Origin of the sequence: Streptosporangium oxazolinicum (assembly GCF_039537505.1) — a bacterium.
Lineage (GTDB): Bacteria > Actinomycetota > Actinomycetes > Streptosporangiales > Streptosporangiaceae > Streptosporangium > Streptosporangium oxazolinicum.
Genome location: NZ_BAABAQ010000002.1, coordinates 74,190 through 95,498 on the forward strand (window position 1 = coordinate 74,190; position 21,309 = coordinate 95,498).

General features: G+C 71.3%; 14 protein-coding genes and 1 tRNA gene. 3 read left to right on the plus strand and 12 right to left on the minus strand.

What is annotated here, in order from left to right; genetic code table 11:
• Window positions 1-64 precede the first annotated feature (64 nt).
• From recQ to ABD817_RS05755, 7 genes are all read right to left on the minus strand, one after another.
• Window positions 65-1,972: a DNA helicase RecQ gene (gene recQ, locus ABD817_RS05725; protein ID WP_344915737.1), complete on the minus strand. Its 1,908-nt coding sequence runs from the start codon at window positions 1,970-1,972 to the stop codon at window positions 65-67.
• Window positions 1,973-2,133: 161 nt separating this feature from the next.
• A complete protein-coding gene (locus ABD817_RS05730) occupies window positions 2,134-5,739 on the minus strand; it encodes a galactose-binding domain-containing protein (protein WP_344915739.1) in 3,606 nt (1,201 codons plus the stop codon).
• A gap of 1,047 nt (window positions 5,740-6,786) precedes the next feature.
• Window positions 6,787-9,690 carry a helix-turn-helix transcriptional regulator gene (locus ABD817_RS05735; RefSeq protein ID WP_344915741.1) on the minus strand — a complete coding sequence of 968 codons (2,904 nt, stop codon included), beginning with the start codon at window positions 9,688-9,690 and terminating at the stop codon, window positions 6,787-6,789.
• 66 nt (window positions 9,691-9,756) lie between these two features.
• Complete coding sequence (locus ABD817_RS05740; RefSeq protein ID WP_344915743.1) at window positions 9,757-10,776, minus strand: ParB/RepB/Spo0J family partition protein; 1,020 nt, start codon at window positions 10,774-10,776, stop codon at window positions 9,757-9,759.
• Window positions 10,777-11,199: 423 nt separating this feature from the next.
• Window positions 11,200-11,475, minus strand: coding sequence for a hypothetical protein (locus ABD817_RS05745; protein ID WP_344915745.1), 276 nt, complete (start codon window positions 11,473-11,475; stop codon window positions 11,200-11,202).
• A 123-nt stretch (window positions 11,476-11,598) separates the two neighbouring features.
• Window positions 11,599-11,790 carry a hypothetical protein gene (locus ABD817_RS05750; RefSeq protein ID WP_344915747.1) on the minus strand — a complete coding sequence of 64 codons (192 nt, stop codon included), beginning with the start codon at window positions 11,788-11,790 and terminating at the stop codon, window positions 11,599-11,601.
• A 366-nt stretch (window positions 11,791-12,156) separates the two neighbouring features.
• Window positions 12,157-12,228: transfer RNA gene (locus ABD817_RS05755), tRNA-Val, on the minus strand.
• 470 nt (window positions 12,229-12,698) lie between these two features.
• On the opposite strand from ABD817_RS05755, the gene ABD817_RS05760 reads away from it, so the two are divergent.
• A complete protein-coding gene (locus tag ABD817_RS05760) occupies window positions 12,699-13,115 on the plus strand; it encodes an SsgA family sporulation/cell division regulator (protein WP_184547867.1) in 417 nt (138 codons plus the stop codon).
• 155 nt (window positions 13,116-13,270) lie between these two features.
• On the opposite strand, the gene ABD817_RS05765 is transcribed toward ABD817_RS05760, so the two are convergent.
• Window positions 13,271-13,882, minus strand: a complete 612-nt coding sequence (locus tag ABD817_RS05765; RefSeq protein WP_344915751.1) for a DUF305 domain-containing protein — start codon at window positions 13,880-13,882, stop codon at window positions 13,271-13,273.
• A 91-nt stretch (window positions 13,883-13,973) separates the two neighbouring features.
• On the opposite strand from ABD817_RS05765, the gene ABD817_RS05770 reads away from it, so the two are divergent.
• Window positions 13,974-15,380, plus strand: coding sequence for an LVIVD repeat-containing protein (locus tag ABD817_RS05770; protein ID WP_344915753.1), 1,407 nt, complete (start codon window positions 13,974-13,976; stop codon window positions 15,378-15,380).
• An 81-nt stretch (window positions 15,381-15,461) separates the two neighbouring features.
• Here ABD817_RS05770 and ABD817_RS05775 read toward each other — a convergent pair whose 3' ends face one another.
• From ABD817_RS05775 to ABD817_RS05785, 3 genes are read right to left on the minus strand one after another with little or no spacing between them, the layout of a single operon-like run.
• Window positions 15,462-16,292, minus strand: coding sequence for an aminotransferase class IV (locus tag ABD817_RS05775; RefSeq protein ID WP_344915755.1), 831 nt, complete (start codon window positions 16,290-16,292; stop codon window positions 15,462-15,464).
• The gene (locus tag ABD817_RS05780) at window positions 16,289-17,308 is read right to left on the minus strand and encodes a chorismate-binding protein (RefSeq protein ID WP_344915757.1); all 1,020 of its coding nucleotides are present in this window, start codon (window positions 17,306-17,308) and stop codon (window positions 16,289-16,291) included. Before ABD817_RS05780 ends, ABD817_RS05775 begins: the two co-directional genes overlap by 4 nt.
• Before the next feature lie 4 nt (window positions 17,309-17,312).
• Window positions 17,313-18,215, minus strand: a complete 903-nt coding sequence (locus ABD817_RS05785; protein WP_344915759.1) for a LysR family transcriptional regulator — start codon at window positions 18,213-18,215, stop codon at window positions 17,313-17,315.
• 58 nt (window positions 18,216-18,273) lie between these two features.
• On the opposite strand from ABD817_RS05785, the gene ABD817_RS05790 reads away from it, so the two are divergent.
• Complete coding sequence (locus tag ABD817_RS05790; protein WP_344915761.1) at window positions 18,274-19,608, plus strand: NAD(P)-binding domain-containing protein; 1,335 nt, start codon at window positions 18,274-18,276, stop codon at window positions 19,606-19,608.
• Between the two features lie 105 nt (window positions 19,609-19,713).
• Here the strand turns inward: ABD817_RS05790 and hutH are convergent, their stop codons facing one another.
• Window positions 19,714-21,261, minus strand: a complete 1,548-nt coding sequence (gene hutH, locus ABD817_RS05795) for a histidine ammonia-lyase (protein ID WP_344915763.1) — start codon at window positions 21,259-21,261, stop codon at window positions 19,714-19,716.
• Window positions 21,262-21,309: the final 48 nt, after the last annotated feature.

A 21,309-nucleotide genomic window follows, 5' to 3' on the forward strand; every position in this document is an offset into this window, starting at 1 on the left:
AGCCTCCAGGCTCCTACCTGCGTCACTGCGCGAGCCATCAGGCCCGAATTCGCCTGATCCTACCTCAGGGGAACTCCAGAGGGACTTCCTCCCCGCCCCCGGAATCGCCGCCCCCGGCTTCCCGGCCGGATCCCGCGAGGGTGTCGAGGACCTGCTGGCCGTACTTGGCCAGCTTGTTCTCCCCGACCCCGCTGACCGTGCCCAGCTCGGCCAGGGACGAGGGGACCCTGGTGGCGATCTCGCGCAGGGTCGCGTCGTGGAAGATCACGTACGCGGGCACGCCCTGCTCCTTCGCGGTGGCCCCGCGCCAGGCGCGGAGTAGCTCGAACACCGGGGCCGCCTCCTCCGGCATCTCGACGGGCTCGGCCCGGCGCGAGGTGGACGACTTGGGAGCCTTCGCGGCCTTCGGCGCCTTCTCCGGCTCGCGCCGCAGCGGGACCTGGCGTCTGCGGCCCAGCACCTCCGCGCTCGCCTCGGTGAGCACCAGCGTGCCATAGTCGCCCTCGACGGCGAGCAGCCCCTGCGCCAGCAGCTGGCGCACCACGCCGCGCCACTCTGCCTCGCCCAGCTCCGTGCCGATGCCGAACACCGTCAGGCCGTCGTGGTCGTGCTGGATGACCTTGGCCGTCTTCCTCCCGAGGAGGATGTCGATGATCTGGCCGGCGCCGAACTTCTGGCGGCGCTCGCGCATCAGCCGGAACACGGTCGACAGGACCTTCTGCGCGGCGACCGTGCCGTCCCACGACTCCGGCGGCGACAGGCAGGTGTCGCAGTTGCCGCAGGCGGTGCCCTCCTGGCCGAAGTAGGCGAGCAGCCGCGTGCGGCGGCACTCGACCGCCTCGCACAGGGCCAGCATGGCGTCCAGATGGGCGGCCAGGCGGCGGCGGTGGGCGTCGTCACCCTCGGAGGTGTCGATCATCTTGCGTTGCTGCACGACGTCCTGGAGGCCGTAGGCGAGCCACGCGGTGGAGGGCAGGCCGTCGCGCCCGGCCCTGCCGGTCTCCTGGTAGTAGCCCTCGACGGACTTGGGCAGGTCGAGGTGGGCGACGAAGCGCACGTCGGGCTTGTCGATGCCCATGCCGAACGCGATGGTGGCGACCATGACGAGGCCGTCCTCGCGCAGGAAGCGCGCCTGGTTGGCGGCGCGGACGCGGGCGTCGAGCCCCGCGTGGTAGGGCAGCGCCTCGATGTCGTTCCGCACCAGAAACTCGGCGATCTTCTCGACCGAGTTGCGCGACAGGCAGTAGACGATGCCCGCGTCCCCGGCGTGCTCGGTGCGCAGCAGCTCCAGCAGCTGCCGCTTGGGCTCGTCCTTGGGAGCGATGCGGTACTGGATGTTGGGGCGGTCGAAGCTCGCCACGAAGTGGCGGGCCTCCTCCAGGCTCAGGCGGGAGGCGATCTCGGCGTGGGTGGCCTTGGTGGCCGTCGCGGTCAGCGCGATGCGCGGCACGTCGGGCCAGCGCTCGTGCAGCGCGGACAGGGCGAGGTAGTCGGGCCGGAAGTCGTGCCCCCACTGGGCCACGCAGTGCGCCTCGTCGATCGCGAACAGCGAGATCACCCCGCTGTCGAGCAGCCGCAGCGTCGCGTCGACCCGCAGCCGCTCCGGCGCCAGGTAGAGCAGGTCCAGCTCGCCGGAGAGGAACGCCGACTCGACGGCGCGGCGCTCCTCGAAGTCCTGGGTGGAGTTGAGGAACCCGGCCCGTACGCCGAGCGCGGTCAGGGCGTCGACCTGGTCCTGCATGAGCGCGATGAGCGGCGAGATCACCACCCCGGTGCCCTTCCGCACCAGGGCGGGGATCTGGTAGCACAGCGACTTGCCGCCACCGGTCGGCATGAGCACGAGGGCGTCGCCGCCGGAGACGACATGCTCGATGATCTCCTGCTGGCCCGCCCGGAACGAGTCGTAGCCGAAGACGCGCTGCAGGACCCGCGACGCGTCGCTCACCTCGGGGCCGTTCTCGGGGGAAGCCATCGGGACATTGTACGAGGATCTTCCCGCCGGTCGGCGGCGGACGGGCCGGAAGCGCCGGGGCCGTACGGGACACGACAGGGGTGGGACAGGGAAAGGTGCCGCCGGGAGGGTCGGACCTCCCGGCGGCACCGGCACTGCTTTCCCGCGGTCTTCCTACCGGATCACGGGTTGACGTTGATCGTGAAGGTCGACGTCGTGTTCCTGATGTTCTGGAAGTTGTTGCTCAACTGGAGGTTGTTGAACGTGGCCGAGCCGACCGCCGGGCCCTGACCGGGCTCGGGCATCTCGTTGGCCCAGATCGCCCAGCCGGACTTGGCGTCGAAGGCGTCGCCGCTCTTCCTGGCACCGGTGATCGAGACGTTCGTGAAGATCGTGTCGGTCACCGGGTTCTGCGGCTGGCCGCCGACGTAGTTGGTCTGGAACATGATGCCGCCGTAGGTCGGGTCCACGATGTCCACGTTGTTGACGCGGATACCCTGGAAGACCTTGGAGGCGGAGAAGATCCAGATCGCCGGGAAGACCTGCTGTCCCCAGAAGTGTCCGCCGGCGCGGACGATCGAGATGTTCTCGAACCTGGTGGGCGGGCTGGCGCCGAAGCCGTTCATCGGGTAGCCGAAGTCCAGCGAGCTGATCGTGATGCCGGAGTAGACCAGCGTGTCGGCGATGTAGATGTTCCTGAAGACGTTGTCGTACCCGCCGTAGACCGCGACGCCCGCGGCCCGCCAGGTCAGGATGGACGTCAGGTTCTCGTAGACGTTGCCGCGCATGTCGGCGCCGCCGGCGTCGATGGCCGAGAACAGCGCGAAGCTGTCGTCACCGGTGGCGCGGGCCTCGTTGTTGCTGACGAGGTTGTCCGTGCTGCCGTTGGTCATGTTGATGCCGTCGGCGAACATGTTGCGGATACGGGAGTTCTTGATCGTCACACGGTCGGTGTTGGCGCCCCAGTAGAGGCAGACCATGTGCTCGTTCCAGATGTTGTCGATCACGATGTCGCTGACGTTCGAGAAGTCGAACACCTTGCCCGGACCGTCGATGCGCGAGGTGTAGTTGCCGAAGTAGGCGAAGTTCGCGAAGGACGAGCCCCTCGCGGTGCCCTCGGCGCGGAAGCCGACGTCGGTGTTGTCCTGCGTGTCGGGCGCGCGGAACTGGGTGTACCAGGGGCCCGCGCCGACCACCTTGACGGCCTTGCCGTAGACCTGGAACTTGCTGGAGGTCTGGTAGGTGCCCGCCGGCAGGTAGACGCCGATCAGGTTGCCGGTGTTGTCCATCCGGACCCGGTCCAGGGCGTTCTGCACGTCCTGGTGGGTGAAGCCGGTGGGGGTCGTGTACCTGGCGGGGTCGGGGTTCGCGATCGGCGAGACCTGCTCGGTGTTGATGAAGTCGATCGCGTACGTCGTGGTGTTGGCGGGGTCCTTCTGCAGCCTGATCTTGCTGCCGGCCGGGACGGTGGTCCCGAGCATGACGTTGGCCTCGTCGTAGATGTGACGCGGGCCGCCGGAGCTCGGCGAGTTGTTGGGACCGGCCTCGGGGCCGTACAGCCAGGCGTACTTGGACGTCAGGTTGATGGGCTTGAGGAAGGTGCCGTTGACGTAGACGTTCAGCGTCGAGTTGATGCCGCCGCCGCCCGGGGCGTCGGGGATGGAGAAGCGGGTGACCAGGGTGTTGGTGCTGGCCTTGGTGGTGAACTCGACGTAGCTGCCCGTGCTGTTCAGCGTCACGGCCCTGCGGCCGGACGCCTCACCCGCCGGGTCGCCGATCTCGCGGTTCGGGCCGACCACGGTCGCCCCGCCGCCGACGACGGCGTCCTCGGCCTCGTAGAAGTCGTACGGCATGTTGGCGCCGCGGCCGACGAAGAACGGCTGGGTGGAGGTGTTGTTGGCCCGCTTGACCGGCAGCTCGTTGGCGTCGTCGGCGAGGACCGTCCTGACGGTGAACTTGCCGTTGGCCGCCGTCCAGGTGCCCAGGTTCACCGGGCTGGTGGTGGCGCCCGGCGCGATCACACCGGTGTGGGAGCCGGTCAGGGTACGGACGACGGTGCCCGCCTCGTTGAGGACGGTCAGCGTGATGCCGTGGGCGCCGCCCGCGGAGGCGACGGTGCCCTGGTTCTTGATCGCCACGGAGAAGGTGACGACGGCGCCGTTGGACGGGTTGCTGGGGGTCCAGCTGGTCGTGGCGACCAGGTCGGAGGTGTCGACCGGCCTGATCACGAGCGGGGCGGAGGCCGCGAAGGTGTTGTTCGACTCGTTCTGCTCGATGACGGCGTTGTCCTCGTCGACCTTGGCGCTCAGCGGGTAGCTGCCCGCGTCACGGGGACCGGCGTTGGCGGTCACCGTGGCGGACGCCCCGGCGGCCAGCGCGCCGACCGAGGCGGTGCCGACCTTGGTGGTGCCCAGGTAGAAGTTGACGTTCGTCGCGCCGGAGGCCGCCGAGCCGGCGTTGCGCACCGTGGCCGAGAGCGTGACGGAGTCGGTCTCGATGGGCGAGGCGGGGGACGCGGTCAGAGCGGTGATCGTCAGGTCCGGGTTCGGCGCCGGGGTGCCGATGATCTGGAACTCGGCGACCTGACCGGCGGGGGCGCCGGTGTTCGAGGTGATCCTGAGCTGGACGTCGGCGTAGGCGCCGCTGACCGGGATCGTCACCGAGTTGCCGGTCGCCGGGTTGAAGGTGTAGTTGGCCGCCGCCGCCAGGCTGGTGAAGGTGGTCGAGCTCTGCCCGCGCCCGAGGACCTGGATGTTCTGGGTGCGCGTTCCCCAGGCGCTGTCGGGGTTCAGCTTCACCACGACCGAGCTGAGGGTGGCGTTCGCCCCGAGGGCGACGGTCAGCGTGTTGGGGTAGCTGCCGCCGTTGCCCTCCCAGTAGGTCGCCGTGTTGTTGTCGTTGGCGTTGGCGGCCACGAAGGTGAAGACCGAGGAGGAGGCGGTGATCGCCTTGCCGATCGCCAGGTTCGACCCGGGCGGGGTGCTGCCGTTGCGGGTGACGGTGTTGCTGTTGCCCGACTGGTTGCCCGCGGCGTCCTTGGCCTTGACGTAGTAGGACACCGTCGCGGTGGCCGGCTGGGTGTCGGTGTAGGTCAGGACGTTGCCCGCCACGCTGCCGCGCAGGACGTTGTTGGCGTAGACGTCGTAACCGGTCACGCCCACGGTGTCGGTCGAGGCGTTCCAGGTCAGCCTGATCTGGCCCGAGCCCGGCTCGGTGTAGGCCAGGTTCGACGGCGTGGTCGGCGGCGTGGTGTCACCGCCGCCGCTGACGGGGCCGTACACCTCGAACTCGGAGATCTGGCCGGCCGGCCAGCCCGTGTTGGCGGTGATGTTCAGCCGCAGGTAGCGGGCGGTGGTCGCGGCGAAGTTGATCGTCACCGTGTTGCCGGTCGCCGGGTTGAAGGTGTAGCCGGCGGAGCCCACGATGGTGGTGGTGGGCGTGGCGCTCGTGCCCGCGAGCACCGACAGGGTCTGCGTCCTGGTGTTCCAGGCCGCCGCGGGCGGCAGCTTCAGGATGACCTGGTTGACGCTGGTCGCGGCTCCGAGGTCCACCTGGACCCACTGCGGGAAGCTGTTGTTGTTGCTCTCCCAGTAGGTGGTGGCGTTGCCGTCGGTGGTGTTGCCCGCGGCGTAGGGGGCGCCGCCGCTGCTGGCCGAGGCCGGCTTCCCGGCCGCCAGGTTGGGGCCGGCCATCGCCGAGGCCGGTGCGACGACCGCCCCGGCCAGGGCGAGCAGGCTGGTCGCGGCCATCGCCGCCATCAGCCGTAACGCCAGGTACTGCTTTCTCATTGCGTTCCTCTATCTCTCGTCTGGAACGACAGGGTCGGGAGGGAGGCCGTGGCCTCCGCCGGGCGACGCGCTCGGCACCCGGGGGTGCCTCGCCCACGAGGTGCGGATCTCCGGTCCTCTTTTCCGGGTCCTCGGAATCCGGCGGGCGGGCCGGCCGTGTGATCTGTGCGGGCCGATCCGCGAGCCGTGCCTCGTTCGTCGCTGGGGGGTGCTGGTCGCCGTGTACGCCGGTGCTCTTCTTGTGGAGATGACCGGCGGGACGAGCGATGGGTGAACGTCGGATCTGGTGGTGGGTCCCGGACGGGAGATGTCCGGAACCACGGGCCCCTGACCGGCTGCGGCGGCGCGGGACGCTCTGCCGGACGGGGCCGCGATGGCCCTGCCGTCAGCGTCGGCGCGGGGGCGATGAGTGTCGCAACCGGGGCCGCCAGGGCGGCGACCGACCGCGCAATGCCGAAAACGACATCACCTGGGGCCTCTCCGGAGGGGTGGGAGGGATGCGCGGGCGCAGCACATCACTGCCGTAAGTTGCGGAGAACAGAGAGAATTTAACAGGACTTTGCAATATTTTTGCATGGCGCTGACCAAATGTTACATACGTGCTACGGCCGCGTCAACGGGTCGAGAAAGGTGGCTTACTTTCCCCCTTAGCCTTATGTGCGATCTGGCTGATCTGCCTGCTAGAGGGGCTTTCAGGCCCCTCCCCGGCCGGTACGCGAGGGGGGTGCGGCACCCCTCCGGAGGGCCGCCCGCCCGCCGGGACGGAGGGGACGCCGACGCCGGAACAAGATCGGGGAAACATCCCGGAAACACGGCCGCGCGGAACGGCTCGCGCGGCGAGGCCGGGGAGACGGATCCCGCGAGCCCGTACGTCACGGCCCTGACGGACGCCGGAGGACACCGGCCCGGGAGGAGGCCACGCCGAAGCCCCCGCGGACCCGCCGTCCGCGGCCGAGGCCGGGAGGACCCGGCGCGGAAAAGTCGCTCCGAACTATTCAGCCTGAAATACGTTACTCAACAGCTAGAAATCTGAAACATGGCGACATTTCACCGTTCGAACAGGCGCAGCCGGTATGCCGTGGCCGCGGCCTCCCCGCGCGAGGTGACGCCCAGCTTGGCGAGGATGTTGGAGACGTGCACGCTGACGGTCTTCGCCGAGATGAACAGCTCACCCGCTATCTCGCGGTTGCTGCGGCCGGTCGCCACCAGGCCCAGCACCTCGTGCTCGCGCGCGGTGAGCCCGAACCCCGCGCCTTCGGGGACCGGCTCGGCGGAGAGGCACTCCCCGGGGAGCGCGATCCTCGCCCTCCTGGCGAGGGAGCCGATCTCGGCGGCGAGCGGCGCGGCCCCGAGGCGCGCGGCGAGCTCCGCCGCCCGGGGCAGGATCGAAGCCGCCTCGTCGCGCTCCCCCGCCGCGACGGCGGCCCGTGCCACGCCGAGCAGGGCGCGGGCCTCGGCGTAGGGCTGGCGCAGCGCGGCCCAGGCGGCGGCCGCCGCCTCCCACGCCCCCCGGTCGAACACCCCCTCCGCCTGGGCGGCCTCCGCGGTGAAGGTGAGGCGGTGCGCCTCCTGGAGCTCCCCTTCCACGCCGAGCCTCTCCGCCACGGCGCGCAGCCGGGGCAGGGACAGGGACGGCGAGGGCGGCGAGGACGGGGACACGACCACCGGCAGGCAGGCGCGGAGGAGCGGCCACACGTAGCGGGGGGTGGCCTCCAGGTCGTGCTCGTCCAGGGTCCGCTCGACGAGCGCGGCCGCCTCGTCGTCCCGGCCGCGCGCCACCAGCAGCTCGATCTCCCTGCGCAGCTGGGGCAGGACCGTCTGGTCCCTGTACGTACCCGAGGCGAGCACGGCCCGCGAGGCGTGGAAGAGCGAGCCGGCCCGGTCGAGGTCGCCGCGTGCCAGCGCGATGTCGGTGACCAGCCCCTGCAGGCTCGCGCGGTAGGGCGGCGGCGGGGCGACCTCCAGGGCGTGCTCGACCACCCCCGACGCCTCGTCCCAGCGGCCCAGCGAGACCAGGGGCTCGGCGAGGTTGATCGCCAGGAAGGCCCCGGACGTGCGGGCCAGGCCGTAGACCTCGGCGTCGGCGACGCCCCGGCGGGCGACCTCCGCGGCCTGCTCGTGCCGCCCGGCCCCCTCCAGGGCGTCGGACTCGAAGATGACGGCCCGCATCAGCGCGTGGTAGGTGCTGGCCCGGCTCGCGATCTCCCGCGCCCGCGCGAACGCGACGATCCGCTCCTCCGTCCGGGAGTAGCGGCAGCTCGCCCAGGTGAGCGTGACGAGCGCGTGGGCCTCGGCGTCGGCGTCGCCCACCTCCTGGGCGATGCGCATCGCCTCCTTGGCCGTCGCCTCCTTCTCCGCCCGGTCGCGGGAGGTGCTGAGCACACGCGCCAGGTTCTCCAGGACATGGGCGCGCAGGGAGGTCGGCGGCTCGGCCGGGACGAGCTCGGCGGCGGCGCGGAGATCCTCGACGAACCCGGCCCTGCCGAGGTCGTACCTGACGAGCCCGCGCTGCCGCAGCAGCCGGGCCGCGCGGATCGGGTCGGTGGCGGTGTCGATCTCCCGCAGGGCCGCCCTGGCGAGGGAGATGCCCCGCTCGAACTCCCCCGCCAGGTGCGCCACGGTGACGGCCTGCCGGAGCACGTCGACGTGGTCGGCCGCGATCCGCTCGGCGGCGTCGGGCACCGCCTCCCACAGCTCGAGCACCCTGGTCAGCATCCGCAGCTGCTCGTCGTAGGCCGCCGCCTTCCTGGCGGCGGCGGCCGCGTGCCACGCGCTGATCAGCGCCCAGAGGGAGTTGTGCGCGGCGTGCCAGTGGTGGGCGAGCTCGATGGCAGCCCGGGGGGCGGGCAGGATGCCGGGATTGACCTCCAGGGCCTCGGCGAAACGGGTGTGCAGGCGGGTGCGCTCGCCGGGCAGCAGGTCGTCGTGGACGGCCTCGCGGATCAGGGCGTGCCTGAAGGCGTACGTCTCGCCGTCGACCACGAGCACGTTGCCCGCGACCGCCGGGCGCAGCAGCCGGGAGAGCTCGCCGTCGTCGGCCCCGGCGACGGCCGAGAGCATCGTGTGCTCGATCCTCGCCCCGCCGGCGGCGGCCAGCCGCATCAGCTCCTGGGTCTCCTCCGGCAGCCGCTCGACGCTGGCCAGCAGCAGGTCGCGCAGCGAGTCGGGCAGCGTCTCGCCCTCGCCGCCGTTGAGCAGCGCCTCGACGAACAGCGGGTTTCCCTCGCTGCGCGCGTAGACCAGGTCGAGGTCGGCGACCGGCCCGCCGCCGAGGATGCTCGCGGCCTGCTGGTCCACCTCCCGGCGGCTCAGCCTGCGCAGGTCGAGCCGGGTGACCCAGTCGATCCGGCTCAGCTCGGTCAGCAGCGGGCGCAGGGGATGGGTGCGGTGGAGCTCGTCGGCCCGGTAGGTGACCAGGGTGAGCAGGTGCGCGTCGGAGCGCTGGTAGCGGACGAGGAACGACAGCAGGTCGCGGGTGGAGCGGTCGGCCCAGTGGGCGTCCTCGATGACCAGGACCGTCGGCCGGGTCTCGGCGAGCCGCTCCAGCAGGCCCAGGACCTGCTCGAAGAGCCGGGCGCGCGCCTCGGCGCCCTCCCTCTCCGGCTCGCCGAACTCCGGCAGCAGCCGGGCGAGCCCCCGCGTCGCCCCGCCGGGCAGCAGCGCGGCGACGCCGTCGTGGCCCAGGTCGCGCGCGAGCCCGCGCAGCACCGCGGTGAAGGGGGCGAAGGGGAGACCCTCGGTGCCCAGCTCCAGGCACCCGCCGATGAGCGCCAGGGCGTCGCCGGAGCGCTCGGTGAACTCGCGGACGAGGCGGGTCTTGCCCACCCCGGCCTCGCCTCCCACGAACACGGTCGAGGCCGATCCGGCGCGCGCCCTGGCGAGCGCGCCCTCCAGAACGGCGAGTTCGTCGGCGCGGCCGACGAACAGGGGGCTTACCGCGTGGGCTCTCACGTCCCCAGGATGCCACCGGCCACCGACAGAACCCCCGCCGCGACGGGATCCGCGGTACCGCGGGCGTCACTTCACCCTGAGTTCAAGATCCTCGGCGAACTTCGCCCAGGCCGCGGAGAACTCCTTGGCCACCTGACAGACGAGGTCGACGCAGCGCTCGGGAACCGCGTCGACGAGTTGCTCCCGGCTCGGCGCGAGGCAGGCGCTCGCGCCGAGCATCCGGAGGAGGAGCCGGCCACGCTCCCCGGACCGGATGGACGGATCTTTGATCAGGATGCCCAACGCCGATGTCCGGTCGCGGCCGTGCTTCGCCCCCGGGCGGGGCCCGGTCGCGATGCCTGGAAGCGGAACATTTGAGGCATTCGTCTGGTTCTGAGTGGTTGGCGCGGGTGGTGCGGCGGCGGACCGCAGTGAGCTCGGCAAGGGGTCCTCTCCTCGCCTCGGACGCTCACGGACGTCCCGTACCGTGCTCGGCGAGATCCCGGACCGCTGTGCGATCCGACGGAGCGAGGCATGCGGCTCCTCCGCGATCAGTTCGGCCGCGCGCATCCGCCCGGCGGAACCGTCCAGCGGACGGACCCGCCCGTCACGCCCCAGCCGCGCCTTGCTCCGGGTGCCCTGGGGAAACGCCGCACGGCGGATCTCGCCTACCGTCCGGGCGGACAATCCGACGACTCCCGCGATCGCCCTGTCGGACCAGTAGGGGTGCGACCGCACGATCCGGTCGGCGGCCGAGGCGCGGTCGGCGACCGACGGCGGCAGGTCGTGAGCGATGTTCTCCCTGACCGCCACCACGAAGGCATCATGCTCATCACCGTCGAAGAACCGCACGCGGATGCTCTCGTCACCGCGCAACGCCGCTGCCCGTAGCCGGTGCATCCCGTCCACGACCCGCATGGTGGTCCGGTGCACGATCACCGGGGGCAGGACGGTCTCCAGCCCGGAGAGCAGACGTACGTGCTCCGGGTTCTCCCCCGTGCTCCGTGGCGTGTCCGTCGAGAGCAGCGAGCGGACGGGCACCGTCTCGATTCCCGAGAGCCTGGAGCGGTAGTCCTCCTCCAGCGCTTCCTTTCCGGTCCGGTTCACCTGCGACGAGGCTGTTTCCATGGTCTGGTCAACCAATGTGTTTTCCCATCCGACGAAGCCTTTTCGCTTCCCATTGCCGCATCGGGCCGGTCGGCGTCCCCTCCCCGGATCTCACCGGCCCGCCATTCCTGTCCCGCAGGGGATGGACGCGCGGGTCGGCGACTCGTTTCGGAACCGCGATCGGGTCCGGGGCGGTACGCGGCGGGGCCGCCAGGATCAGGGCTCGATGGGCTCGGCGCCGGTCGCGGAACCCCCTCGTACTCGCGCGGGGCGAACATCCGGATCGACGGTGACCGGGCGCCCGAGGAGATCACGGGGTTCCTTCACCGGCAGCGAGCGGATACCGGCGGCCACACCGCCCCGGTGAGGGGCTCTGGCCGGGCGGTGGTCTCACATCCGGTACGCGAGGTGCTCGCCGTCACATCATCGGCCACGACGAGACCCCCGCCCCGCGCGGGGTCTGCCATCATCGTTCCTCCGGCCGCCGGGCTCCGCCAGGCCACCCGGCGCGATCTCCAGGTGCGGGTAGGCCAGCGCGGACGCCTGTAACGGCCCCAGGTCCATGACGCGTATCCCGGCGCGGAAGTCATCGCGGTTGTCGCTGCTTTGCCGGTTGGGCACATGCGACTGTGCCGCGACCTCCCCCCACAGCGCGAACCGCTCCGGTGCCGGCACAATCTCCGTCGTGAAATCGGTCACCAGCATCCATATCCCCCAAGGCCCTCGGTTCCCTGCAGCCTTCAACGGGCCCCGCCTTGATGGACATATCAGGATTTACGACCTAATAGCAGCACGGCCCCCTTTTCGGGGGCCCTTAAATGCCTATTGACGCTCGCATTCGGCGAGGTCGTCCTCCGCGTTCTCCGTGAGCGGCGCGACACCCGGCCAGGCGGCGATCCCGAACGCCCCCTCGGACACGAACCCCCTGTTCACCGTGCACGCCGATCCGGAGGTGGCAGGCTTGGCCGCGTCCAGTCGGGCCGCGCCGGGAACCGCCTCGGCTTGATGATCCACCAAAATCGGGGCAATCAACACGCCGCGTCCCACGCTCAGGCATGCGACAAGCCCAAACGGAACGTCGTTCTACTCCGCGTCACTCACACCCGACCGGGCGGAGGCCCTCCCCCGAGCACCCCGGGATGCGTCACGGCTTCGCCTCGCCGCCGCCGGACGATGGAGAACACCTCTCGCCCTGCCGACAACGGCGAGCGAGACGACCCACCTCGGGCGGCTCCGGAGGGCGCGGCGGCGATGGACCGGATCGTCCCGGACACCACCGAGGAGGCGTCGTGGCTCAGTCGGTCGCGCGGGCCCCCGCAGGCAGGGGAAAGCCCCTCGGCCGGTGTCAACCGAGGGGCTCTGACCTGCTTCTTGCTAGTGTGGGCGATACTGGGATCGAACCAGTGACCTCTTCGGTGTGAACGAAGCGCTCTCCCGCTGAGCTAATCGCCCGCCCTGTGCGGCCCCTCACGGTGCCGACGTGGAAAACCATACAGCAATCCGAGAGTGCTCGCGAAGCGGTATCCGCCACTCAATGATCTTGGAAGACGACACGGTCGGGAGGCAAAGGTCTGAGGATGCATCCGGCGGGGGGCTACGGTGTCATAGCATCGTCCTGATCCGTAGAAGCACCGAACGACCCGCGCTCGACCCGAATCACCCGAGACGCCCCGCCAGGGAGTCGACGGTGACCAAAACGAGACGCAAAACCCTTGCAAATACGGCCCTGTTGGTGATGTTTAGCCAGGTAGATGCCCAAATGTCGCGCTGTGATGTGTGTTACAGAAGGGCGCGGAGGCGGAATCTTTCCTACAGGTTTCTTTGTTCCGCGTGATAGCTCGCGAGGGACGAAGCCGTTCAGAGCAGTAAGAGCAGTGATAGCCCCGCAGAGGGGACCGACGACGAAAAAGGTTTGGCTGACGATGAACAGCGCCACCGTCTCTGCCGAGCTAGGCCTTCGGCTTGTGGTCCCCGACCGTACCACCGTCCCCTTGCTCGCCGGGCTCAGCTATACGGCCGGTGATCCGTACGCGATCAGGATGGCCTTCCACGTCGGCAACGACGAGCCGGTCGAGTGGATCTTCGCCCGTGAGCTGCTCACGGTCGGCATCGTGCGGCGGGTCGGCGACGGGGACGTCCAGGTGTGGCCGGCGCGCGCCGACGGCGAGCGCACGCTGCACATCAGCCTCACGTCGCCGTTCGGGCAGGCCCTGTTCGAGGTGCCGCTCGCTCCGCTCACGGAGTTCCTGCACCGGACGTACGAGCTGGTCCCCGCCGGTCGCGAGACCGACTTCATGGACCTGGACGCCGAGCTCAGCAACATGCTCTGGAGTTCCTGACGGGTTCCCGGCGGGATCGGCCCGAACCGGGCCTGAGCAGGGCTTGAGCGGGACTCACATCCGGGCGACCTCGACACCCTGAACGGAGGCGGGCCCGAGCAGGGCTCATATCCAGGCGATCTCGACGCCCTGAACAGGGTCGGGCCCGAGCCGGGCTACGTCCCGGGCTTGAGCAGGTCCCGCATCCGGGCGATCTCGATGCCCTGCCCCGCCACGACGTCCTTGGCGGTGGCCAGCATGACCCGGTCGGTGCCCTCGCGCAGCTGGAGCCCGGCCATCGTGACCGCAGCCTCGTGATGAGTGATCATGAGGGTCAGGAAAAGCGTGTCGAAGGCCGCCCCCCTGGCGGCCCTGAGCCGGTTCATCTCCTCCAGCGGGAGGGTGTGGGCGTCGTGGCCGCCGTGCTCGCCCGGGGTCCGTCCGGCCGCCTTCAGCCACGAGGTCATCGCCGCGATCTCCGGCCGCTGCGCTGCGGTGATCCGCTCGGCGAGCCTGTGCAGGACCGGCGAGGACGACCGGGACGGCACCAGCGCCGCCATCTCCAGCGCCTGCCGGTGGTGCGGGATCATGCCCTCGGCGAACCTCACGTCGGCCGCGGTGACGCGCGCCTCCGACTCCCCCAGCTGCTCGCCCGGCCTCGCCGTACGGCCACCCTCCCCCGGGCCACCCGGGATGATCACGGGCGCGCCGGACTCGGCGACGAGCGGGGCCGATCGTTCCGACGTCGTCTCCGCGCATCCGCCGAGAACCGACGCCACAATGATCATCGCGGTAACCTGACTCGGCACACGCATCCTCCGCATAGCTCTAATAATGGGGCAAGTGGACCGACGTAATGGGGGCATCGTGCGACCGATCGTGGCATTCGGACTGGCCGCGCTACTTCTCGTGGCCGGGTGCGGGGCGGACCCGACCCCCTCGGCCTCGTCACCGTCCGCCGCCACCTCGGCGCCCGCGGCCGTCCCCGAGGAGAGCCCGAGCGCCCCGGGGCAGACCGAGGAGACCCCCGCACCCGGGATCTCGGGGGACGGCACCCACAGCGACAACATCACGCACCTGGCCAACGTGCCTCCCGGCGCCCCGCTCGACGGGTCCCAGTCGTGGGGCACCGACCTGGCCTTCCAGGGCGACTACGCGTTCGTCGGCAACTTCGACGGTTTCACCGTCTTCGACATCTCCGACCCGGCGAGTCCCTCGGTGGCCAGCCGGGTGCTCTGCCCCGGCGAGCAGAACGACGTCTCGGTGAGCGGGGACCTCCTGTTCCTGTCGATCGACTCGGTCCGGGAGGGCCCGGAGTGCGACGCCCAGCGCGGCGAGCCGGAGTCGGACGGCTTCGAGGGCATCCGGATCTTCGACATCGCGGACAAGAGCCACCCCAGGTTCGTCTCGGCGGTCCGCACCGACTGCGGCTCGCACACCCACACGCTGGTTCCCGGCAAGACCTCGGACAAGGTCTACCTCTACGTCTCCTCCCCCGGCCCGGAGCCGGAGTCGACGACCTGCCCGGCGCCGCACAACAAGATCTCCGTGGTCGAGGTGCCCGTCAAGGCACCGAAGACCGCCAAGGTGGTCTCCACGCCGGTGCTCTCCGACAAGCCCGCCGAGGGGGGCATCGGCGGCTGCCACGACCTCACGGCCTACCCGGAGAAGGACCTCGCCGCCGCCGCCTGCTTCGGTGACGGGATCCTGCTGGACATCGCCGACCGGGTCAACCCCAAGGTGCTCCAGCACGTGAGCGACAAGGAGAACTTCGCCATCTGGCACTCGGCGACGTTCAACAACGACGCCACCAAGATTGTCTTCGGCGACGAGCTGGGCGGCGGCGTCAGCGCGACCTGCGACGCCAACACCCCGAAGACCAAGGGCGCCAACGCGGTGTACGACCTCGGCAAGGACCGCAAACTCAAGCTCCGCGGCTACTTCAAGATCCCCAGGGGGCAGGCGTCCGACGAGAACTGCGTCGCGCACAACGGGTCGCTGCTGCCGGTGCCGGGCAAGGACATCATGGTCCAGTCGTGGTACCAGGGCGGGGTGTCCGTCTGGGACTTCACCGACGCTGACCAGCCCCGGGAGATCGGCTTCTTCGAGCGGGGCCCGGTCCCCGGGGTCGGCGGCTCCTGGTCGGCCTACTACTACAACGGCCACATCTACTCGAGTGACATCACCAAGGGCCTGGACGTGCTCCGCATCGACGACCCGCTCACCGATCCGGCCTCCAAGGTCAAGATCAAGGAGCTGAACGCGCAGACCCAGGTCTCCTACTAGGCGACCGGACGACCTAGGCCACCGGACGACCGGCTCCGCGGGGCGCGCCTCACGGAGCCGGGGACGGGGCTCAGGGATCGGTCAGGGATCGAGGTCGGCGGGGGAGCGCTCGGCGAAGATCCGCATGGCCTTGGCGGTGATCGGGCCGGGCGCGGCGGGCAGCACGGTCTGGTCGACCGCCCGGATCGGCTGGATGTCGCGGGTGGTGGAGGTCAGGAACGCCTCCTCGGCCTCGTACAGGGCCGAGAGCGGGACGTCCTCCTCGGCGCCCCCGCACCACTCCAGGGCGAGCGCGCGGGTGACCCCGGCCAGGCAGCCCGAGGCGAGCGTGGGGGTGAGCAGCCGCCCGTCGCGTACGACGAAGACGTTGCTGCCGGTGCCCTCGCACAGGTTACCCGCGAGGTTCTCGAAGATCGCCTCGCCGCCGCCCCTCGCCTTGGCGTGGAACAGCGCCTTGGCGTTGTCGCCGTAGGAGGTGCTCTTCACCCCGGCGAGCGCGCCGCGCTCGTTGCGCGGCCAGGGCACGACGGTGACGTCGGCGGTGGCCGGGAACGGTTTCTGCTCGTCGACGATCACCACGCTCGTGCACCCCTGGTCGCCCCGGTCGGAGCCGAGCGGCCCCGGGCCGCTGGTGTAGGTGACGCGGACGCGGCCGAGCCGCCACGGCGGGGCCTCGGCCAGGCAGGCGCGGATCCCGTCGGCGATCGCCTCCACGTCGGGGTCGGGCAGGTCCATCCGCCGCGCCGAGAGCGTGAGCCGGTCGAGGTGGCGGGTGAGCGCGAACGTGGCGCCGTTCACGCACTTGATGGTCTCGAAGACCCCGTCACCGACCATCAGGCCGTGATCGAACACCGAGACGACGGCCTCATCCGGAGAGATAAGTGCCCCGTTAAGCCATATGGGTACGTTCATGCGACTCCTTCTGAACCTGATGTTGATGCCAGCGCGATGAGCCGGGATGCCTTCAGCTCGGTCTCGTCCCACTCGCGTCGCGGATCGCTACCCCAGGTTATGCCCGCGCCCGTACCGAACCGGATCGCGTCGGACGACAGCCAGAACGTGCGGATCCCCACCGCCAGCGACGCCCGCCGCCGGTCGGCGTCGACCCAGCCCACGGTCCCACAGTAGGGCCCGCGCGGCTCGGGTTCGAGCTCATCGATGATCCGCAGGGCGGAGGATTTCGGGGCCCCGGTCACCGACCCAGGCGGGAAGGTCGCGGAGAGCAGCTCCGGCCACCCGTACTCCGGAGCGAGCCGCGCCCGGACCGTGGAGACCAGGTGGACGAGACCGGGGTGCTCCTCCACCTCGCACAGGGCGGGCACGCTCACCGAGCCGACCGCGGCGACCCTGCCCAGGTCGTTGCGGACGAGATCGACGATCATCACGTTCTCCGCGTAGTCCTTCTCCAGCAGGTCCCCCGCGGTGACCCCGGTCCCCTTGATCGGCCTGGACTCGACCACGTCGCCGTCCCTGGACAGGAAGAGCTCCGGGGAGGCCGACACGACGCTCAGCCCCGGCAGGCTCACCGTGGCGGCGTGGGGGGCGGGGTTGCCCTCCGCCAGCCGTACGGCCAGGGCGAGCGGGTCCGGCTCCTCCCCCGCCGGGAGCGGCGCGCTCAGCACCCGGCACAGGTTGGCCTGGTAGACCTCGCCCCGCTCGATATGGGCGCGGACGCGCCGCACGCCGTCCTCGTACGCGGCCCGGTCGAGGGAACTGCGCCACGACGACGGGTGCGGCCCGCGCCAGGGGCCGCGCGGCGCGGGCAGCGGGGCCCGGCGGACGTCACCGAACCGGGCGCACGTCACCTTGCCCTCGTAGTCGATCACGACGGCCCACCATCCCTCGCCGTCCAGCGCGGCGAGGTCGGTGGTGAGGTCCCGGAGACCTGTGGCTAGGTATCCGGTTATATGCGCAAAAGAGTCATGCACTTCCCTATTGTCCCGCTTTCCTGGCCAGTAACCGCACCAGGGCGCGGGCGGCGGCGAGCGGGGCGGGCGGCAGGGCCGCGTAGACGGTCCTGCGCGGGGCGAGGTCGCCGAGAGAGCGGAGCACCAGGTCGGACGGTACGGCGTACGCGGCGATGGCGGGCACGAGCGTGACGCCGAGCCCGGCCGCGACGAACCCGAACTTGCCCGTCCACTCGCCGATCCTGACCGTGGCGCGGGGCGCGAACCCGGCGCGGGCGCAGGCCGCGGCGAGCGCGGTGGCCCGGCCGGGCGGGGGCGCCTCGATCCAGGTCTCCTCCCGCAGCTCGCGCAGGTCGACGATCTCCTCCGCCGCCAGCCGGTGGTCGCGGGGCAGCGCGACGAACAGCTCGTCGTCGGCCAGCTCGACCAGCCCGATCTCCTCCTCGTAGGGCAGCTCGGACGGGTAGTCGCTGACCACCGCGACGTCCAGGCCGCCCTCACGCATGCGGCGCAGCAGGCTCCCGCTGGGTCCCTCGATCGGGACGAGCTCGACCTCGGGGAAGTCCGCGCGGAACGCGCGCAGGGCGTTCGGGACGAGCGCGACGTTGGCGGTGGCGAACGCCCCCACGCGCAGCCGCCCCCGGTAGCCGCCGTGGATCCCGGCCAGCTCCTCCTCCGCCCTGGTCAGCCGGTTCAGGACGACCTGGGCGTGATGGTGCAGCGCCTCACCGGCGGGCGTGAGCCGCACCCCGCGCGGCAACCGCTCGAACAGCGGGCCGCCCGCCCGGTGCTCCAGCGCTGCGATGCGGCGGGACACGGCCGACTGGGTGTAGTTGAGCCTGGCGGCGGCCGCGGTGAACGACCCGGTACGGGCCACGGTGTCCAGCAGGCGCAACGCCTCGACGTCGAACACATTCCTCCTTCGCATGGCTTACATGCAATCTAGTCGCTGGTGGAATACCTTCCCGGTTCGTAGCGTGAGGCGCATGATTTCCTTTCTTGGTCTGGGACACATGGGCGTCCCGATGGCCCGGCGTCTGGTGGGGGCCGGGTACGCGGTGACGACGTGGAACCGCACCCCTCGCGCGATAGAGGGGGCCGCCTCGGCGGCGTCGCCCGCCGAGGCCGTGTCGGGCGCGGAGCTGGTCGTCACGATGCTCAGCGACCCCGCGGCGGTGCGGCGGGTGCTCGCGGACGCCGCACCGGGGCTGCGGGCCGGGACGGTGGTCGTGGAGATGTCGACGATCGGGCCCGAGGCGGTGGCCGGGCTGCGCGACCTGCTTCCCCCGGGGGTGGGACTGGTCGACGCGCCGGTCCTGGGCAGCGTGGGACCGGCCGAGGACGGCGCCCTGACGGTGCTGGCCGGGGGCCTGCCCGAGGATCTGGCCCGCTGCCGGAAGGTGCTGGAGGTGTTCGGCCGGGTGCGCGAGGCCGGCGGCCCCGGCGCGGGCGCGGCGATGAAGCTGGCCGTGATGAGCGCGCTGGTACCGGCCCAGGTGCTGCTCGCCGAGACCCTCGCGTACGCGAGGGCGACCGGGGTGGACACCGCGGCCCTGCTGGACGTGCTCGGCGGCACCCCGCTGGGGGCGCTCGTCGAACGGGTCCGCCCGGCCGTCGAGAGCGGCCCGTACGAGACGCGCTACGCCCTCGGCCTCGCGGCCAAGGACGTGGAGCTGGCCGCGCACGGGATCCAGACGCTCGCCGCCTCGGCCGGGACCAGGCTGGCGGGCGCGGTGGCCACCGGACTCGGCGGGGCGGACCTCACAGCGATCTTCACGCACGTGGCCGCGGCCGATCCCGCGGGGGCGGATCGGACGGCCGAGGCGGGTCAGGCGGGTCAGTCGGGGCGGGAGACGAGACCGGCCGGGGACAGCGGGGGACCCTCAAACCGCCCCGGCGTGGAGAACCCGGGGCGGCCCGGGGGTCCCCGGGTGGAGAGGCTGAACCCGGTCACGGTTCCCGCCACCAACGGGCTCTACTCCCACGCCACCAGGGCCGCAGGCCTGCTGTTCGTCTCGGGCCAGGTGGCGCTGGACGAGGAGGGGAAGGTGATCGGCGAGGGGGACATGACGCGCCAGTCCGAGTACGTGATGGACCTGCTGTCACGCGTCCTCGCCGACCAGGGCTGCACGTTCGACGACGTGACCCACATCCGGAGCCACCTGACCGACATGTCGCTGCTGCGAGAGTACGCGGCCGTTCGTGAGCGTTTCATCACCGGCGAACCCCCGGCCAGCACGACCGTGGAGGTCTCGCGACTGTTCCGGCCGGGGCTGCTCATCGAGGTGGAGGTGATCGCCGCCATCCCCGCGGACCGGTGACAGCGGCGGCAGGGGTGACGGTCTCGTCCGCGGACCCGTGGCGGTGTCGTGGCCGCCCTGCTGGCAGTGGCGGTGGCGGTGGGCCCGTGGCGGCGCCGGGCCGCCCTACGACAGGGGGCCGGTGATCGTCTCGGCGGCGGCGACGACCGCGTTGGCCGCGACGAGCTGGACCACCGTCTCGATCTCCGGCGCGAGGAAGCGATCGGGGCCGGGGCCGGGGACGGACTGGCGCAGGACGTCCACCACGGCCCCGGTCGCCGGGGCGGGGCGCAGCGGGGCGCGCAGGTCCAGGGCTCGCGCGGCGGTGAGGACCTCCACCGCGAGCACCCGGGTGAGGCCGTCCACCGAGCGGCGCAGCTTGCGCGCGGCCGACCAGCCCATGGAGACGTGGTCCTCCTGCATGGCCGAGCTCGGGATGGAGTCGACGCTCGCGGGCACGGCCAGGCGCTTGAGCTCGGAGACCACCGCCGCCTGGGTGTACTGGGCGATCATGTGGCCGGAGTCGACGCCGGGGTCGTCCGCGAGGAAGGCGGGCAGGCCGTGGTTGCGGGCCACGTCCAGCATGCGGTCGGTGCGGCGCTCGGAGATGCTCGCCAGGTCGGCGACCGCGATGGCCAGGAAGTCGAGCACGTAGCCGACGGGGGCCCCGTGGAAGTTGCCGTTGGACTCCACCCGGCCGTCGGCCAGGACCACCGGGTTGTCGATCGCCGAGGCGAGCTCCCGCCCGGCGACCAGGGCGGCGTGCGCCAGGGTGTCGCGGGCGGCCCCGGCGACCTGCGGGGCGCACCTGAGGGAGTACGCGTCCTGGACGCGGGTGCAGGTGCCGTCCCGGTGGGAGTCCATGATCTGCGAGCCGCCGAGCAGGGCCCTGAGGTTGGCGGCGCTGGCCGCCTGCCCGGGATGCGGGCGCAGGGCCTGAAGGTCGGCGGCGAAGACGCGGTCGGTGCCGAGGAGCGCCTCCACGCTCATGGCCGCGCTCACGTCGGCGGTCCTGAACAAGCGGGCGAGGTCGTCCATGGCCAGGATGAGCATGCCGAGCATGCCGTCGGTGCCGTTGATGAGCGCGAGCCCCTCCTTGGCCACCAGTTCCACGGGCTCGATGCCCGCCCGCTTGAGGGCCTCCGCGGCGTCGGCCCGCTCCCCCGAGGCGTCGCGGACGACGCCCTCGCCCATGATCGTGAGGGCCACGTGGGAGAGCGGCGCGAGGTCTCCTGAGCAGCCGAGGCTTCCGTACTCGTGCACGACGGGGGTGATCCGCGCGTTGAGCAGGCTCTCCAGCACCTTCGCCGTCTTCGGGCGCACCCCGGTGTGGCCGGTGGCCAGGGTGTGCAGGCGCAGCAGCATCATCGCCCGGGTGACCTCGATCTCGACCTCGGGGCCCGATCCGGCGGCGTGCGAACGTACGAGGGATCGCTGCAGCTGGGCGCGGAGGGAGGGGTCGATGTGACGGGTGGCCAGGGCGCCGAACCCGGTCGAGACGCCGTAGGCGGGGGTGGGGCTCTCGGCCAGCTCGTCCACACGGGTGCGGGCCGCCGCCATGGCGGCCACGGCGTCGTCGCCGAGGAGGACGGGGGCGCCGTGCCTGGCGACCCTGACGACCTCCTCGAAGCTCAGCGGCTCCGGCCCGATGTTCACGACCTCTTTGTCGCGCATGCTGTCAACTCTCTCGCGTAGGGGGGAGTCGTGGTAACTGGTGAAACC